The organism is Flavobacterium sp. B167r, from assembly GCF_056824315.1.
The window spans coordinates 2,823,712-2,840,066 of record NZ_CP124859.1 but is presented as its reverse complement, the minus strand read 5'-3'; the positions used below and the strand labels follow the sequence as shown (position 1 = coordinate 2,840,066).

Annotated in this window: 18 protein-coding genes; 2 read left to right on the top strand and 16 right to left on the bottom strand. The window is 30.4% G+C overall.

Annotation, left to right across the window (positions count from 1 at the left end):
- Positions 1-45: 45 nt before the first annotated feature.
- Both QLQ96_RS12610 and QLQ96_RS12605 read left to right on the top strand, forming a co-directional pair.
- A complete protein-coding gene (locus tag QLQ96_RS12610) occupies positions 46-1,521 on the top strand; it encodes a PhoX family protein (protein WP_482490962.1) in 1,476 nt (491 codons plus the stop codon).
- 69 nt (positions 1,522-1,590) lie between these two features.
- Entirely contained in the window at positions 1,591-3,375 is a 1,785-nt protein-coding gene (locus QLQ96_RS12605) for a cytochrome-c peroxidase (protein WP_482490961.1), read from the top strand.
- 66 nt (positions 3,376-3,441) lie between these two features.
- Here QLQ96_RS12605 and QLQ96_RS12600 read toward each other — a convergent pair whose 3' ends face one another.
- From QLQ96_RS12600 to QLQ96_RS12525, 16 genes are all read right to left on the bottom strand, one after another.
- The gene (locus QLQ96_RS12600; protein WP_482490960.1) at positions 3,442-5,280 is read right to left on the bottom strand and encodes a type VI secretion system baseplate subunit TssF; all 1,839 of its coding nucleotides are present in this window, start codon (positions 5,278-5,280) and stop codon (positions 3,442-3,444) included.
- Between the two features lie 9 nt (positions 5,281-5,289).
- Positions 5,290-5,562: a hypothetical protein gene (locus QLQ96_RS12595; protein ID WP_482490958.1), complete on the bottom strand. Its 273-nt coding sequence runs from the start codon at positions 5,560-5,562 to the stop codon at positions 5,290-5,292.
- A 66-nt stretch (positions 5,563-5,628) separates the two neighbouring features.
- The gene (locus tag QLQ96_RS12590) at positions 5,629-5,925 is read right to left on the bottom strand and encodes a hypothetical protein (RefSeq protein WP_482490956.1); all 297 of its coding nucleotides are present in this window, start codon (positions 5,923-5,925) and stop codon (positions 5,629-5,631) included.
- Between the two features lie 203 nt (positions 5,926-6,128).
- On the bottom strand, positions 6,129-6,932 hold the full coding sequence (locus tag QLQ96_RS12585; RefSeq protein ID WP_482490954.1) for a hypothetical protein: 804 nt from the start codon (positions 6,930-6,932) through the stop codon (positions 6,129-6,131).
- A 137-nt stretch (positions 6,933-7,069) separates the two neighbouring features.
- On the bottom strand, positions 7,070-7,561 hold the full coding sequence (locus QLQ96_RS12580; RefSeq protein ID WP_482490952.1) for a hypothetical protein: 492 nt from the start codon (positions 7,559-7,561) through the stop codon (positions 7,070-7,072).
- A gap of 406 nt (positions 7,562-7,967) precedes the next feature.
- On the bottom strand, positions 7,968-8,366 hold the full coding sequence (locus QLQ96_RS12575) for a hypothetical protein (RefSeq protein ID WP_482490950.1): 399 nt from the start codon (positions 8,364-8,366) through the stop codon (positions 7,968-7,970).
- 13 nt (positions 8,367-8,379) lie between these two features.
- Positions 8,380-8,790 (bottom strand): hypothetical protein, encoded by a 411-nt coding sequence (locus tag QLQ96_RS12570; protein WP_482490948.1) that lies wholly within the window; start codon positions 8,788-8,790, stop codon positions 8,380-8,382.
- A 188-nt stretch (positions 8,791-8,978) separates the two neighbouring features.
- The gene (locus QLQ96_RS12565; RefSeq protein ID WP_482490946.1) at positions 8,979-9,617 is read right to left on the bottom strand and encodes a hypothetical protein; all 639 of its coding nucleotides are present in this window, start codon (positions 9,615-9,617) and stop codon (positions 8,979-8,981) included.
- 656 nt (positions 9,618-10,273) lie between these two features.
- Complete coding sequence (locus tag QLQ96_RS12560) at positions 10,274-10,408, bottom strand: hypothetical protein (protein ID WP_482490944.1); 135 nt, start codon at positions 10,406-10,408, stop codon at positions 10,274-10,276.
- 183 nt (positions 10,409-10,591) lie between these two features.
- Positions 10,592-11,182 carry a CHAP domain-containing protein gene (locus QLQ96_RS12555; protein WP_482490942.1) on the bottom strand — a complete coding sequence of 197 codons (591 nt, stop codon included), beginning with the start codon at positions 11,180-11,182 and terminating at the stop codon, positions 10,592-10,594.
- A gap of 15 nt (positions 11,183-11,197) precedes the next feature.
- Entirely contained in the window at positions 11,198-11,773 is a 576-nt protein-coding gene (locus QLQ96_RS12550) for a hypothetical protein (RefSeq protein ID WP_482490941.1), read from the bottom strand.
- 2 nt (positions 11,774-11,775) lie between these two features.
- Positions 11,776-11,961: a hypothetical protein gene (locus QLQ96_RS12545; protein WP_482490939.1), complete on the bottom strand. Its 186-nt coding sequence runs from the start codon at positions 11,959-11,961 to the stop codon at positions 11,776-11,778.
- A gap of 246 nt (positions 11,962-12,207) precedes the next feature.
- Positions 12,208-12,519, bottom strand: coding sequence for a hypothetical protein (locus tag QLQ96_RS12540; protein ID WP_482490937.1), 312 nt, complete (start codon positions 12,517-12,519; stop codon positions 12,208-12,210).
- A gap of 7 nt (positions 12,520-12,526) precedes the next feature.
- Complete coding sequence (locus QLQ96_RS12535) at positions 12,527-12,727, bottom strand: hypothetical protein (RefSeq protein WP_482490935.1); 201 nt, start codon at positions 12,725-12,727, stop codon at positions 12,527-12,529.
- Positions 12,728-13,283: 556 nt separating this feature from the next.
- The gene (locus QLQ96_RS12530; RefSeq protein WP_482490933.1) at positions 13,284-14,537 is read right to left on the bottom strand and encodes a hypothetical protein; all 1,254 of its coding nucleotides are present in this window, start codon (positions 14,535-14,537) and stop codon (positions 13,284-13,286) included.
- 2 nt (positions 14,538-14,539) lie between these two features.
- Positions 14,540-16,351 (bottom strand): type VI secretion system Vgr family protein, encoded by a 1,812-nt coding sequence (locus tag QLQ96_RS12525; protein ID WP_482490931.1) that lies wholly within the window; start codon positions 16,349-16,351, stop codon positions 14,540-14,542.
- Between the last annotated feature and the right edge of the window lie 4 nt (positions 16,352-16,355).

The window sequence follows — 16,355 nt, the reverse complement described above, 5'->3', positions numbered from 1 at the left end:
TTGAAAGATAGCTTTGTTCTAATCAAAAAAAACACAAAAACAATTATGAAAGCTAACTTTTTAAAATCAATTACCTTGCTTGGAATTGCAGGTCTTTCTGTAATAAGCTGTCAAAATGACGACAAAGATTCGAATAGCGTAAATGCTAGCATCGATTTTACTTCACATTCAAAAGTACCTGCTTTTGTTTATCCAATGACAGGTTTTGAAAGCTTAAAAATCAGTACTTTAATTGCTAGTACAGATGTTCTTCCAGAATCTCCTTCTTTTGTTTATGGCGCACAGCCTGACGGAGCCGGATTAATGAAAAATCCAACTGGTGATGGATACATTATGATTACCAACCATGAAATTCTTCAATCTGTATCAAGAGTTTATTTAGACAAAACTTTCAAACCTGTAAAAGGAGATTATATCGTTGATGGTGTTGGAGGTTTAACTCGTTTATGTTCTGCTACTTTGGCAACTCCAGAAATTCACGGATTTGGACCAATCTTCTTAACTGCAGGAGAAAGCGGACAAGAAAGTATGGTTCACGGAATCAATCCGTTAGGGCAATCTTCAGATAAAGCAAGTACAGATAGGGTTTTACCAGCTTTAGGAAAAGCAAGTATGGAAAATGCTGTTCCGCTTCCTAAAGATGCTTATCCAGGGAAAACTGTTATTCTAATCGGTGAGGATCAATCTTACGCTACATCACACGTAAGTGCTGGACAATTAATTATGTATGTGAGTACGGTTGGCGATTTGTCAAACGGAAAATTATATGCTTTAAAAAGAACTGATGGAAATCAGGTTGAAACAGATATCAAATTAAACAACAGCTATCCTGTTGAATTTGTTGAAATTCCGAATGCAAAAAACTTAACAGGTGCTGTTATCAATACAACTGTTAATGATTTGAAAGCGATTCGTTTTTCTAGAGTTGAAGACGTAGATTACAGAAAAGGAAGCGCAAGTAACAATAGAGAAGTTTATTTTACAGCTACAGGTCAGGCGACTAATAATGCTCCTGTTGAGGGTTATACCATGTGGGGAAGAGTTTACAAAGTGAAACTTGATGCCACGAATCCGTTAAAAGGAACTCTTGAATTAGCTGTTGAAGGTGACAGTACACCTGGAACAGGAATCATTAATCCAGATAACTTATGTGTAACTGAAAACTACGTTTATATCCAAGAAGATGGTGATAGCTACTACGCTGATGCTAAGCACGATTCTTACATCTGGCAGTACGGCATTGCTTCAAAACAAAACAAAGCATGGTTAAACATGAACCATAAAAGAACTGATGTTGCATGGAATACTTTATATAACCAAACTGGCGAAATGAGATTTGGAAGCTGGGAGTTTGGTGCAATGGAAGATATCTCAGATATTATTGGTGTTCCAGATACTTTTACAGTAAACATTCACCCGCATACTTGGCAAAGTGATGCATTTAAAAATGCTGACGGTTCAGGAATCAATACTAACAAAGAGGGAGGACAAACTGTAATTATCAGAAACGTACAGAGATAATAATTTCAGCCAAAATCTATTTAACAGCCCTTATTTTTCGATAAGGGTTGTTTCTATTAATACACTATTATGAAATTAAAATATTTTTTATTTCTGTTTTTAGCACTTTGTTTGTTCTTTTCGTGCCAAAAAAACGAAACATCTAAAACTACAATCAAGCAGAATCTTCTTGTTGATTTAACCAAATTAAACAATGAAATTGTCCAATTTCAAAAGCTTGTCAATAATAATGCTGCTCCAAAAGAAATTGTAGAACAGTTTAAAAAGTCTCGCCTATTTTATAAAAAAGTCGAATGGGCAATTGAATATTTCATTCCTGAAACAGCTCGTTTTATGAATGGCCCAGCTTTGGATGAAATGGAATTGGAAGAAAACAGATCTTTTGAACCCCATGGTTTTCAGGTGATCGAAGAACTGATTTATCCTGAATATAAAATCGAGGATAAAGAAAATGTAGTGAGAGAATTGAATATTTTTCAATCAAATATAAAGCAGGTTAAAAGTACATTTGAAGTAATCGCTATTTCTGATGATTATGTTTTAGACGCAGTCGAACAAAATGTCTTTCGCGTCATTTCATTAGGAATTACAGGTTTTGACAGTCCGATTTTACAATCTTCCATTCCTGAAGCGGGAGAAAGTTTAATTTCTATTTCTGAGCCTCTTGAAATCATTAATTCCAATAATAAAGCATTAGCAGATTTAAAAAAACTGATCGTAAAAGCAAGCGAATATTGCAAAAAGAACAACAATTTCAATTCTTTTGACAGAGCATTTTTTATTACCGAATATTTGAATCCTATTTCGAGAAAAATCAAAACTTTTCAGAAAGATGAGAATATCAAAAACGTAAAGAAAACAAGTCCGCTAAAGCCTGAAATTGAAACTTTATTTGATAAAGATGCTTTTGATGTAAATGCATTTGTACTTTCTAAAGAATATAATTTTACAACTGATAAAGCAAAATTGGGAGAAAAATTATTCTATGACACTAGTCTTTCAAAAAATAATAATCGAAGTTGCGCCAGTTGCCATCATCCTGAAAAAGCATTTACTGATGGTTTAAAGACAAATGTTTCCTTAACAGGGTCTAATCTTTTGAGAAATACTCCTACTCTAACATATGCTTCTTTGCAAAATGCTCAATTTTGGGATATGCGCCAATTAGATTTAGAAAAGCAGAGCGTAGATGTTATTCAAAATAAAGATGAAATGCACGGCTCAATGGACGATATTCACGCTAAAATTTTATTGAACAAAGAATATATCAGCCTTTTCAAAAAAGCATATCCAAAAACTGCAAAACCTGAGGCTTGGCAGATTCAAAACGCAATTGCCAGTTATGTACGTTCTTTAAATGCTTTCAATTCACTATTTGATGAATATATGAGAGGCAATAAAAATGCTCTGAACAATCAGGAAATAGAAGGAATGAATCTTTTTATGGGAAAAGCAAAATGTGCAACTTGCCACTTCACTCCTCTTTTTAATGGAACTGTTCCACCGAGCTATTCTAAAAGCGAACATGAAGTTATTGGAACTCCTGAGGATGCTTCTGGCAAAAAATTAAGTCCAGATAAGGGACGTTATTTATACAATCAAATGCCTCAATTAGTTGGTGCATTCAAAACACCTACAGTTAGAAACGCAGCAGTGACGCCTCCTTACATGCACAACGGAGTTTTTAAAACTTTGGAAGAAGTTGTTGATTTTTACAACAAAGGCGGCGGACAAGGTTTAGGTTACGAAGTCGAAAACCAAACGCTTCCTTTCGATGAACTAAAACTTACAAAAAATGAAGAAAAAGCTTTGGTTGCTTTTATGAAAACACTGACGGATAAAAAATACCAATAAAAACCAAAATAGATTTCAGTAAATCAAAAACGCCAGAACTTTAAGTTTCTGGCGTTTGTATTTAATTTAGTTTTCTATAAAAAGACGGTACGGAAATACATTTGACGATCTGTTTTTTAAGTTTTTCATAAAACTCTCACACAAATAATCCCATTCTGTTGCCGATAAATAATCTTTTTCAATCGGATTTACTTTTAAATGAATATCTACAGTTCGGCTAAAACCTGCTTTTACGGAGATTTCCTTTCGCGTTCCTTTTTCTATTTTAATATCTGTTATGCAACTTTTAAAATGATTAAATCCAAATGCTTTTATATCTGCAAAAGTTACAATTCTACCACGAGTAAGTAAAGCGTTTCGATAAGCTAAAATTCGGTCTTTATTATTTTGTTTGTTCATTCCGCCAACAGTATTAGTAATCAATATGGCTTCTTTACTTACAAACTGCATATCCTCTTTATTTTCTAAAACAGTTCCCGCCTTTATATCATTTCCTTCTTCTGCACAAGTCGACCAATAATGTATTGAAAATGATTTGCCTAGAGATTCATCAATCTTTGGTTTAATCATTAAATAAGGATCATTATTTTTAGAAAAACTGCTTTCTTTAGCCTGCTGCTCTACAGAAGCTAAAAGCTGGTTAATTTCAACCAAAGAGCTATTCATAAAATCTTTCCCTAAACCTGCAAAAGAAGAACTTTCGTCTTTTAATAAGTCTAATACATTTTGAAGCAGCTCTGATGCGCTTCTAGAATCGAATCTGGAAACTCCACCCGTTCTTAATACAGCATTTCCTTCTTCAATAACACCGTCTTTAAATTCCTTTATTTCGTAGTGATTATTAAATCCATCGATCACAGTATCAACATCCAAATAGATATTATTATCTGTTTCTAATGCAATGTACGACAAGAAATTACCAAGCGTTTTATTTATAATATGCTTCTTTTTATTAATTACCGGAAAGCAATTTGCTGTAAAAGAAACATTGTCCAATATCTGAGGAATTAAAGATTCTGGGAAAACCATTTTTACCCAAATAATAGGATTATCATTTCTATTGGTTATCGCTTCAAAACATTTGTATTCTTCGCCATATTCACTAATAGGTTTGTGTTTTAATGCACCTTTTAGCGTATAAAAGTTATCAAAATAAAACTCATTTACGTCCTGCATGATCTCACTCAAATGCGTGTAATTACGATTTATAATGCTTTCTATATCTATATTATTTATAGGAACATTATACCCTTCTTCTATCGTGATTTGTACATCATCCTGAAAACACTTCATTTGTTTCAGGTAATAATGGAACATTTCTTTCTGATGTGTGTTTTTAATATCGATATACAGCATTAAATCTTCTAATTCCAATACTTTAGGATTCTTCAACTCAATTCCCATAAACACAGTACCAGAAGGAAGAGAATGTTTATAATCACGAATTGCATCTTTATAAAAAAGATTCGAAATTTCGAATAAGTTTCTCTCGTACGCTATATATTTTACCTCAGCAGAAGATAACTTTACTTCTAATGTCGGGGAAAGCGCAATTTCTTTAGTTATTGGAGCCAAAGGATTGTAAATATTATGAATTCTTCGACTTGCCGACATTTGATTCTGCAATGAAACTTTCATATTATTATCTATTGGCAAAGCATGTAAAATGGCTCTTGCCGGCTTTACGCCCGCTGTAACTTCTGGAAACATAATTTCCAAAACTCTTTCTACCACACGGGTTTTTGAGTCTTCAAGCTCATGAGCTACTTTTTCCAACTCGTAAGACAATGCATTAAGCATCATTGATACGACAGGATCAAAAGATGTTTCCATCTCAACGTCTGAAAAGCCCCATGACCTAGCTGCTCTTTTTAGCACTCTGTCTTTTATTCGATCTTGTCTCATTGTGTTATTCTATTTAATAAAAAATGAATATTTATAGTGTTTAAATTTTAAACTGTCAATTCTTTCCTTGCTGTAATATGAAAATACTTCTATATTGAGACTATCAATACATTCTTTGCTTTTCAATTTTTTATTAATCGTTTTATTGATTGAATTTATATATCTGTCTAATATTTTTTTTGATCGTGTAATTGAATCTTTCGAAATACGAATAGTCATTTCTTGTTTCGCATGACATTTTTCAAGATCAATTTCTAGAATTTCATAAAATGTCTTTTTCATTTTTATCATTAATACAAATCAATAGAATACTTAATGTCTTTTATAACTGATATTCCATTTTGTTTTTTAGAATGCACTACCTAATACATATACATAGAGTGCTATTTTCGTAATGAAAAAGGCAATCATCATTAAAAAAAACAACCAAATTCTTTTAGGTTTATCTTTAAAGAATATCCCTATTACACAAATTTGAATTATTTCTAAAAAAGCTCCATAAATAAAGAAAAAAAAAGCTCCATCAGCAATAAAATTGCTCACGGAAAAATTTATTACTTCAAATTTGATAGAAACAAGATAAAGTGAAAATAAAATAAATACTACTATGTTTACATATATATTAATTTTCCAAAATAGTTTCATATTTATCTGTTTTTTGAAATCAACTTATCAAAATCAACTACAATGATTTTATTACCCTGATCTTCTATTTTTTGTTATTGATTGTTGAACTACAATAACGACAAACCCGAATTTTTCTATGACTTTGATCAAATCCATCCCCAATCTTATTAGAAAAAGCATGAATTTTAATCATTTCACCTTTGCCAGCGTGTCATAAATATTTATGGCCTCGTTTCTTCTGTATATGTTCTGCTTATTATTTTACCAGAGTTAGCATCTATATTTAATTCAATAAGACCAAAAGGATAAATATCTTTAGTAACATTCCAACTTTTTTCATCCTCCGATAGTTTTAAAAAAACATTTTCAACATCCGGTCTGCTATCTGGATCAAGAATAACATACTTTTTTAAAGCTTTATTGACAATATCTGGAGTAACCTCATCCTCTTTTTTATTTATTTGAAATATATCTATAAAGTGTTTTCGTTCCTCCTTAGTAAAACTTACAAAAAGTGGCTCTCTTTTTATGATTTCAATTAAGTTAGAAGGCTTGACTTTGATTTTATCATATCTTATCGATTCATCAACAGTTTTAATTAACTGACCTGTTTCATCATAATATTTTGATATTCCAAATTTTATCTGGTCACTATTTATTGACTGGCCTAAAAAAATTTCCCTTTCTTGTTTCAAAATACCATTTTCGTAATATTCTTTGTCAATGAAGTAGACTGCAGGAACAGGAGGAATAGTTTTCTTAGAATAATATTTTTTCTTGTCTAATCCCTTTCCCCAAGAAAAGTCAATAACTGTCCCATCTGTCAAAGTATCTTTTGTTGAAGGCATTTTTTTTTCTTCCCCTAATTTCAAAACTTTTGGGTAATTTTTAAACCTTTCAATATCAAATCTATCTGTTGTCATAATCTTTTCTTTAGGGTATTGCACACCTTCTTCGGTTTGCCCTTTGCAATTAAATAGGCTAAATACAATGAAAATAAAAATAATTTGTTTTATATTCTTCATTCTACATTTTTTTGTTCATTTTGTTTTCCTGTTTTTACTTTTATCTAATGGGCATTAATCAATGATATTACCGGTCTTATAAAGGTGAGAAGTAAACTTCACATCTCTGCTGGAGCATATTATTTTTAATAAAAATATCAAGATCGAGACGCTAGCGCTAGCGAGGAATTAATTAAAAAATGATTTTCATTATTTGAAAGCCACTCTTTCCATTCAATATTACAATTGTATTTTTCTAAATATTTATCTTTTGCCAGCGTGTCCAAAGTTTTCCAATAAGGAATCCAATGTTTAATTGAGTAATCTTCCTCTACACCTTGATTCCATCTAGGGCTTCCAACAAAAATATTTGAAAAAACAATCCAAGGAGGTAACAGCTCTTTTTCAGAACTAAAAAAATCTATTAATCGATCATTTATATTTTTATCGTCTGTAAAAAACTCTATATAGCATAATTTTTCAGTTATTCTATTGAGATTTAATTTAAAATTATTTGACATACTTATCTTGTCAATAAAATAAAGTTTCAAATTCTCTATATTGATAACAAGATTTGATTTTGAAAAATCATCATAAATCTCTACATTAAAATAAAATCCGTTATTGTATTTATAAAACAATTTTAACATTCTCTTTTAATTTTGATCAAAATAATTTTCACAAGTTCCTTTTCAATTCCATTTAGTTTTTTATAATATAAATTCTTCCTGTTTTAGAATCGATCTTTTGCTAAATATACTAAGTACCCCAAAACGATAATTATAATTAAACCAATTGCTTTTTTCTTTTTTTACATTGCTTAAAAGTTTTCAATTCCAAGCGGTACAACTATTAGGTTAAGAGAAAATTATCTTTAGATCAGTATAAATTATAAAGTGCTTCTTCTTTTGTTATCGGTTTCAAGAAAAAACTATAGTAAAAAATTAAAAACAGTATTATAGCCATTGAACTTATTAACAACAGTGCAATTAAAATTTTCCTTCTCATTGTGAAATCTTTATTTCATTAGAATAACTATCAATGACGTTTTATGATCTATTTTAGATTGCTATTTAATGCTTTTTTTATAAACTCATCTAGTTCTTTTGATTCATAAAAATTAATACAATTGCAAAAAACAATGTTTTTATCCCCTGTTTCAAAGTGTAAATTATTCTTTTGTGAGTAATATTTCTCCGTTACAGAAATAGTATAATCTATTACTCTTTTCTTTAATTCATCATTTTGTAAAAAATTACCATCAATTGATATCTGAACCGCTGAAGCATCTTTATAAATTTGATGAAAAGTTGAATCAATTTTTTGATAATTATAATCTAAACATTTACTAAAGGCATATTTTTTTAATTCTACAACCTTATTCTGTCCCAGACTTTTGAGGGAAATTAACAACACTATTAAGATGCATTTTACCTTTTCTATTTTAATTCCCATAGTTTTATCTTTTCTAATTTATTTTAAGTCCTAATAATTTTCTTGTAAAATCATCCAACTCTTTAGATTCGTAAAATTCAAGACACATACTTGTAATTGTGTTACTTCTACCGGTTTCTGAGTAGTAAGGACTTTCGATAGAGTAAAAATTTCCAGTCATTTTTTCTGTAAAATCTCTAACTAACTGACCTTGCTCTTCAGTTATTTTTCCTAAACTCACAAACCTATTTGTAGACTTATCACTTATCTGAAATTTATCATTTAAATATGTTGAATCAAGTCTACCATTATTCAAAAAAACACAATCACAATAGGCATATTGCTTGAAATATTTTAATTTATCACTAACTGATTGACCATAGCTCATTATACTAAGCAAAGTCATCCATATGTATAAAATTGATTTAATCATTTTAATTCCCATACTCTTATTCTATTTGCTTTTTACACCTAATTCACCATTCTTTTTTTATTGAATAAATAAATCATATTAAAATAATATTATCATTTGACGCATCATCATGCTTTGCTTCCTTCATGATAAATTAAGAGTTAGCCTTTTACACCTTTTACCTTATATTTAGAATTGCAGTAAGGCAATTTTTACCTTTATTATTCTTTTTCCACCATTTTTAATGTATCAGATTCGTTTCTTAAAAAAATAAAAGAAGAACTAGGAGGATGATAACTATTTGCTTTTATTAAAATGAGGCTATCTTTATATCCTTTTTTTGTAAAAAAAAGATTTGATTCATTATCAATTTCATCTTTTCTTTTCAATTTAAAAAAACCTTTTTTATCAGTCAAAACAGAAGTATTTGAATTTCTGTCAATAACTTTAACACTTTCTAAAGGATTTTTTGAATCATTGAAAACGTATCCTTCAAAATTATTTTTTAAAGGTTCTTTAATTAGAAAAATGTTTATAGCTAATAAAATTAGACAAATAATAAATGTTGCTACAATAGCAAAAACACAGTACATAATACGATAAGTTCTTTTTTCAACTCTATCAAAAATTATAAATATTAGCAGTATCAGATTTATAATACATAATATGACAAATACATTAGCATGATCAAAAAAATATAAAATTTGTTTTAAATTATATTTTTCATTTAAATCTGGATTAATTGTTACTAAAATTAAAACGAATAAATTAATGAAAAAAAGAGAAATATAATAAGTCTTATTCTTTTTTTTATAAATAAAAAAGAGCAAAGTAGTAAGTACGAAAAAAAGCAATGTCATTTTACTTCAATTTTTGTTAACCAAATTAATTCCTAATAAATCATTTTCTGAAGCAACAATACGCTCACATATTAAGTACTATTTTCTTAACGAAAAAGACAATCATCATTAAAAAAATAACCAAACTCTTTTGGGTTTATTTTTAAAACATAACCCTGTCACACAAATCGGCATTTAAATTATTTTACTTATTAACCCACATTATTACATAAATAAAAAGCAAAAGTAAAATTGTAATATTAGCTAACAGAATAGGGACTAACCAGATATTTATCTTAATATCTGGTTTAAAATATAAAAAATAAGCTAAAATTAACACGGCTATATTACAAATGGCCAAAATATTCAATTCAATAAAATCAGCTGGAAATTGCCCACTTCCGTGCTTATGAATATAATACAAATGCTCGAAGCTTATTAATTGAATTACTGTTATAATTATTGGAAAAAACATTAATTTATTCAATCTTTTAATCTATTTAATAGTATAATAAAAATATACTTTTTACACTTGGGTCTACTCCGATTTGTCTATAGACTTCTCCTTACTTTTAGGAACTATTACTTTTTATTTCTTTTTATATGCATCTAATGAGCCTCCAGCCTTAACTTTCGGTTTGTAGCTAAAACATATACCTCAGTACGCAAATACTTCTCTAAACAGGGAGAAAGACTTCTGGTTTAATATGAGTATAGCTTTTTGTTTGCTTATAAGAACTTAATATCGACGTTGAAGCTACAAATACATTCTGAACTCCTTTTGCACCATCATCTTTATCTGGGTGTACCATGTTTGTCTTTATGTTGATCTTGATCTTCATATCCTTAAAACTGAATTATTCTATTGTTACTATTTCTGTAAAATGTGATAATTAATATGAATCTTGAACCATATAAATTACTGGGTTCACGAGCGGTAAGCTCGCGCCAACGAGGAAACGTTTAAATTTAGTTTTCAATACAAATCCTCTTTACTAGTTTTTCTTTGCTAATCTTCCAACAATCCTATTATTATCTAAGAACCATTGGTTATTAAAATTCTGAAGTTTTATGTGCTCTCTAGAACTCGAAAATGGTCCTGAATTTTGTTGAATTATTTCGATGGAATTTTCTTCAACCTTAGAAATAATTGCAACGTGACCATAAGGATTAAGCAATGATTTATTATAAATTATAATGTCATTTTCTTTTGGTTTTTCTTTACTTGGATTTGAAAATTGAATCAAGTTTCTTTTTTCATTCATTTTTCCATCTTCAACCGTTTTATCATAAAAATCGACAGCATTTCCATAAGAATCAGGCATTTTATGTTTTAGATATTGATAATAATATCTTTTAATAAACTCCACGCATTGGTATTTCATTCCCAAATTATAGCCATCATCAGTCAGATTTCTACCTGTCGAGTTACCTACACCTCCATTGTAATATACATCTACACCGTTTAGACTATCAATTTTTTCACCAATAAAATGATTCGAATTCCAGTTGATCTTTTTTATAATGACTACCACAGCATATATAAGAATTAATACACTAATGGAGATTATAATTATTTTCTTCATGTTCTCAATCGATAATTAAATGGCTTTATCACCAAGATTTGCTGCCCAGAATTTAGATTCTATAACTGGAAAATTTGGTGTTTTTATTTTTAATGAATTGTTATTCTTTTTAGCTTTTTTGTAATTATTATACACACACTGATAGTTTGGTATATAAGCTTTTGTTGATCCAAATGTAAAAGTGTAAACAGGCACAAAACAAGTCAGATAACTAGAATCTACGAAGGTATATTCATACTCTAATTTTTCCAGAAACTCTTTATTTGTAAGGTTTTTAAATTGATCTGATAAATTTACCCTCTCATTTTCTGTAAAACCTTTTACATTTTTAACTGCCCATTTAGGAAGTTCTTTTTTTATACTTTCTATTTGATTATCAGTTAATGCAAGTGGCAACTTTTCCTTTATCAATGTTTCGCTGATACACTCACAATCCTCATTTTTAATTTTATCATTTATTTGAACGGGGGTATTTCCCCAAATTTCATAAGTACCATTTTCTGTTCTGCATGGCATATTTTTAAGATAGCACTCGTTGAGCAAAAAGTACCCCAAAATGATAATAATAATTAAAACAATTACTTTTTTCATGGTTACATTGGCTTAAAAGTTTGCATTTCAGGTGGCACCCCTTTTGGCGATGGTGCGGCTTTAACATTGTGTCTTGCCCCATCTGGATCAAAAAGTGCGCCATCAACTTTTTCCATATTCGATTCTATGCCTTTCCAATCATTCCATCTTTTTGTTTCTTCTGCTGTTAATTTATACTTTGCATTCAACAAATGAGCATATTTATCACCACATCTTACTTTGTTAGGTTTTATGTTTTTATCCCTTTCACATATTTTTCCCTGCTGCTGCGAGCGAGAGATCGCCAGATGCTGACAATATTTGTATACATAGCACGTGATGTTTTATTTTATTTTGTAAGAAAATTTAAAAGTTTTATCTTGTTTTAGACTGTATGCATTAATAATGATACTATCTATACATTCTTTATATGGTAATATTTTTTCTAATCGAGTCTAAACTGTACGAGAATAATTTTGAATTTTTTCTTGTGTTTCAATGTTTTCACTACAAATATTCAATGTAACTCTCTGCGAAATTTTTAAATTTTGACAATTTTCAAATTTATCACTTGAAATTAATTCTATATAGGTATAACTTCCTCCTTCGGTCTCTTTAATTAAAATATTTTCAATTTTTTTTAATTCTCTAGATAGTTCCCGTTTTGGTTCTCTTTGATTCCCATAAGTCATCAGATTAGCATACAAAAGAAATCCTATTACAGATAGAGATAAAAAAACAAGTAATATTTTAAGTTTATCTCTCATTCTGAATTTATTTTATTTTAATAATTGGAGGACAGTTAAAAATAAGATATTCATTGTTTAATTTATAAAACAAGGTTTTATTAATAGCTTCAGTTTGTTGTTTGCCTGAATATACTTTTTTGTCATATTCACCTATCGCTTCCAAAGTTTCATTTTTCAAATCCGTTATTCTCTTAAAAACACCCGTACTATTTGTCCAGCCATTCACTCCTGACTATCCTGCATTTTGTTCGATTGAAATACCAGATTTTTTCACTCCTTTTACGGGTATTCTCATTAGTTACCCAATCTACTACAGCATAATAGTTTTATAGCGAGGAAATCTCTACTCCTGCTCGCGCGAGCGTCTCGCTCGTGCATCCAATTTAGTTATTCTTAATAAATATCACGAGCGAGATACTCTATCCTGCGAGAGGAATACATCTAATTTTTCACATTAAAATGATTAATTACTCACTTTATCTTTTACAATCCACTACCTAATATATATATGTAAAGCGTTATTTTAGTAATGAGAAACACAATCATCATTAAAAAAAATAACCAAACTCTTTTGGGTTTATTTTTAAAGAATAATCCTATTACACAAATAGGTATTTGAATTATTTCTAAAAAAGCTCCGTATATAAAAAATATAAAACTTAGATCAGCAATAAAATTGCTTATGGAGAAATTTATTATTTCAAACTTGATAGAAACAACATAAAGAAAAAACAAAATAAATACTATTAAGTTTATATATAGATTAATTTTCCAAAATAATTTCATGGTATCTCTTGTTTAATTTTATCAAAAACGTCTTTTGCTTTTTTAGTTAATTCTCTGCCTTTTTTGTATACTTTGTTTGTAGTACTTTCTTCCATCGGTTTTGGATCTGGGTCGGTTCTGTGGGTTATCATATCTTCCGGCTTCTTTATAACATGCCTTAATGCTTCTATGAAAATTGACGAAATCTCTTCTGAAACAGGTTTGAAATAGTTACTTGCTTTTGCAAAGTCTTCAATTCCACCAGAACTTCTATCTCTCATTCTATTTCCAAGATACCATCTTGCAAAGTCATTAAATTTTTCAGCACAATTTTGGATTAATTCGTCTTTATCATATGTTATGACGTTTCCAGAAACATCTGCACCTAACATCGCCATAAAATAAAATGTTCTCTTATCCCATTTTTTGTCAAAATAATCTTGTAGAGCTTCATATATATTGCTAAAGTTGTCGGTCGGATCAACTATTTTGTCTGCTTTTTTTTCATCCATACCAACAACATATGCAGCTATATCTCCTTCTAAATTTACCATTGATCCATAACTATGCTTATCCATATAAATAGTTTTAGCACGCTTTTTTGGATTTAATATTCTTTGTTTTGATAAGGTTCCTGCCCCCCCTCCTAAATCTCCTACCCATGTATTTAATTCGAGTCCAGTACCTCCTTGGGTTGGTATTTTAACATTTATAGACCTCCAACTTCTACGCGAGTCCAAACCTATTATGAGATGTCCAAAATCAACAGCTTTATAGGGACTATCAAAAACTTCAGGAGATGCTAACAAAGATTCAAATAAATTAGATTTACAATCTTTTGAACATTTTAGAACTACACGTGCGTCATATTTCACTCCGCAACCAGTATAAACTGTAAATGCAGTATTTCTATTTGTACTTTGTTCACCATTATAATCCATACTCCAAAGAGTTCCATAATAAATACCTCTTAAAGTATTTATCCTAACTCCCATATCTTTTTGGCCGTTTTGAATAAGCATTTCCTCTGCCTGCTTAACTAATTCAATTAAAGTTTTAAAGTTAGTAGCTTTTTTAGAAATTTTACAAACACAAACTTTTTTGGCATCTCCTTCTTCTCCTTGCTGATAAATATGTTCTTTGGTCTCATCTTGGCCAGACCAATTGTTCTGCTTAGCTGCGTATGAATTAAAATCTCCATTAGTCACCTCAAAAGTTGCTTTCCCTTTACTCGTCTTAACAATACTTCCACCTACGTATCTATGTCTCATGACTAACTAGCTTTAGATTTTTCACCACTAAACTTATTTAGGTTTTTGCTTGCCTTTACATCTACATCTTCTTCAACACTATGAACTGTATATTTTTCTTTAGAAACTTCCTGTCTTTCTTTTTCAGTATGCGATTCCAAATTACCCTCAATATTTTCCATGAAGTTTCCAGTAACTGACAACATGCTGTCACCACCAACCGTTGTATTAAGCATCATACCCACAATAGTTGTCTTGTCGCCTCCAGCAGTTTCTGCTATACTCATTCCTGCATTAACACTAATATTTTGCGAAGCATTAAAATTAATATTTTGTGCATTAAGATCAATCGTGTTGTTTGCTGTAATACTGATATTGCCTCCAACAGTATCCAATACAATTTCGTTACCATTTTTATCAGCAATTATGATACTTTCGTCTTCGGTAAATTTTATAACGTGTCCGCTTCTGGTATGAATCGCTTTTACATTATTTTGTGCATCAGCATAACCACTTGAATCTTGTCCGTTATATTGCGCGCCAATTACGTACGGATTTTGAACGTTATTACCTTCAAAGCCAATTAAAACTTCTTCTCCGATTTCAGGAACAAAGTAAAATCCTTTTCCAGAACCAGAATAAGGCTGCACCATTCTTATCCAATCTGTAACTGCTGTACCGCTTGCACCGTAAAACTCTACTCTTACACGTCCCAATCCTTCAGGATCATTATTATCTTTTACCTGTGCAGGCTGTGTTTCTGCTTTACCGAAAACAAATACATCTGTATAATGTGGAGCTGCTACATCTGCAGGAATTGCTTTAAATTCGCAAGAATAATTTCCGTGAACCTGAGAGTGGTGTACAACTTCAATAGCAATTAATTCATGTGACACAGTTTGGTTTACGATTGTAAATACCTGTCCAAGACCAATAGGAAAATAAGAAATACCGCTGTAATACACACTGTTGGCATCGCTACCCGCAGTTTGCAGTTTTATCATGTCCTCTAATTCTTCTTTACTTGTAGCATTTGCAGTATAAGTGCCATTATTTAAATCAGAATTTGCTACAGTTCCCTGATTGTAACCTACAATAGCAGCAAAACTATCTTTACTACCAGATGAAGTCTTAGCTGCAGAATCGCGAAACGTAGCTACGTTTTTATAATCATAACCATTCAGCGAAATTTTATGCGAGCTCATATTAGCTTGTATCTTAAAGCTATGCAGTGAAGCTCCATTAATAAGCTTGGTTTGGCTATTTTTTGTTTGTCCGAACTGCATACGCATTCCGTCAAAATAAAACCATTGCCCATAACGGGTAGCTATTCTCTTTAAAAATTCAAAGCTCGTTTCGTTGTATTGCAAAAGATTGCTAAATTCTTTTAGATAACTAGATTTAATAGAATCTCTTTGATAAAATTCGCCTGGTCCTTCACCCAAAATTCCGAGTACAACATCATCCATACTACGGTCTTTAAATGTCCTTGACTTCTTCATATCATCAATTACAATACTGTGGCTTACACCAGAAACGTGTAATCCAGCCGGACTTCCATCAAGATCAATAGAAGAAAGTTCTGTAATAATTCCTTTGCTCATTAATCTAATTCCAGTAAGACTTTTAAAAGTAAAAATCACTTCATCGCCAAGATAGGTTCTAAGCGCTTTGGCCTGATCTGCTGGATTAATTACTGCTTTACCTGTATATTGCCAAACAAATGAAAAATGATGATGATCGGCCATTTTTTGAGATAGCTTTAAATCATAATAAACAACGTTTTGGGTAAAACCTCCTATAGTTATATGTACTTGTTCTGAAAAATGTGCCATAATT

Excerpts from the sequence above, each read along its gene's own strand:
- QLQ96_RS12605 (WP_482490961.1), top strand. The coding sequence starts at position 1,591 with ATGAAATTAAAATATTTTTTATTTCTGTTTTTAGCACTTTGTTTGTTC.
- QLQ96_RS12560 (WP_482490944.1), bottom strand. The coding sequence starts at position 10,408 with ATGGTACACCCAGATAAAGATGATGGTGCAAAAGGAGTTCAGAATGTA.
- QLQ96_RS12540 (WP_482490937.1), bottom strand. The coding sequence starts at position 12,519 with ATGAGAGATAAACTTAAAATATTACTTGTTTTTTTATCTCTATCTGTA.
- QLQ96_RS12530 (WP_482490933.1), bottom strand. The coding sequence starts at position 14,537 with ATGAGACATAGATACGTAGGTGGAAGTATTGTTAAGACGAGTAAAGGG.
- QLQ96_RS12590 (WP_482490956.1), bottom strand. The coding sequence starts at position 5,925 with ATGAAACTATTTTGGAAAATTAATATATATGTAAACATAGTAGTATTT.
- QLQ96_RS12555 (WP_482490942.1), bottom strand. The coding sequence starts at position 11,182 with ATGAAGAAAATAATTATAATCTCCATTAGTGTATTAATTCTTATATAT.
- QLQ96_RS12525 (WP_482490931.1), bottom strand. The coding sequence starts at position 16,351 with ATGGCACATTTTTCAGAACAAGTACATATAACTATAGGAGGTTTTACC.
- QLQ96_RS12585 (WP_482490954.1), bottom strand. The coding sequence starts at position 6,932 with ATGAAGAATATAAAACAAATTATTTTTATTTTCATTGTATTTAGCCTA.
- QLQ96_RS12600 (WP_482490960.1), bottom strand. The coding sequence starts at position 5,280 with ATGAGACAAGATCGAATAAAAGACAGAGTGCTAAAAAGAGCAGCTAGG.
- QLQ96_RS12550 (WP_482490941.1), bottom strand. The coding sequence starts at position 11,773 with ATGAAAAAAGTAATTGTTTTAATTATTATTATCATTTTGGGGTACTTT.
- QLQ96_RS12595 (WP_482490958.1), bottom strand. The coding sequence starts at position 5,562 with ATGAAAAAGACATTTTATGAAATTCTAGAAATTGATCTTGAAAAATGT.
- QLQ96_RS12565 (WP_482490946.1), bottom strand. The coding sequence starts at position 9,617 with ATGACATTGCTTTTTTTCGTACTTACTACTTTGCTCTTTTTTATTTAT.
- QLQ96_RS12575 (WP_482490950.1), bottom strand. The coding sequence starts at position 8,366 with ATGGGAATTAAAATAGAAAAGGTAAAATGCATCTTAATAGTGTTGTTA.
- QLQ96_RS12610 (WP_482490962.1), top strand. The coding sequence starts at position 46 with ATGAAAGCTAACTTTTTAAAATCAATTACCTTGCTTGGAATTGCAGGT.
- QLQ96_RS12570 (WP_482490948.1), bottom strand. The coding sequence starts at position 8,790 with ATGGGAATTAAAATGATTAAATCAATTTTATACATATGGATGACTTTG.
- QLQ96_RS12580 (WP_482490952.1), bottom strand. The coding sequence starts at position 7,561 with ATGTTAAAATTGTTTTATAAATACAATAACGGATTTTATTTTAATGTA.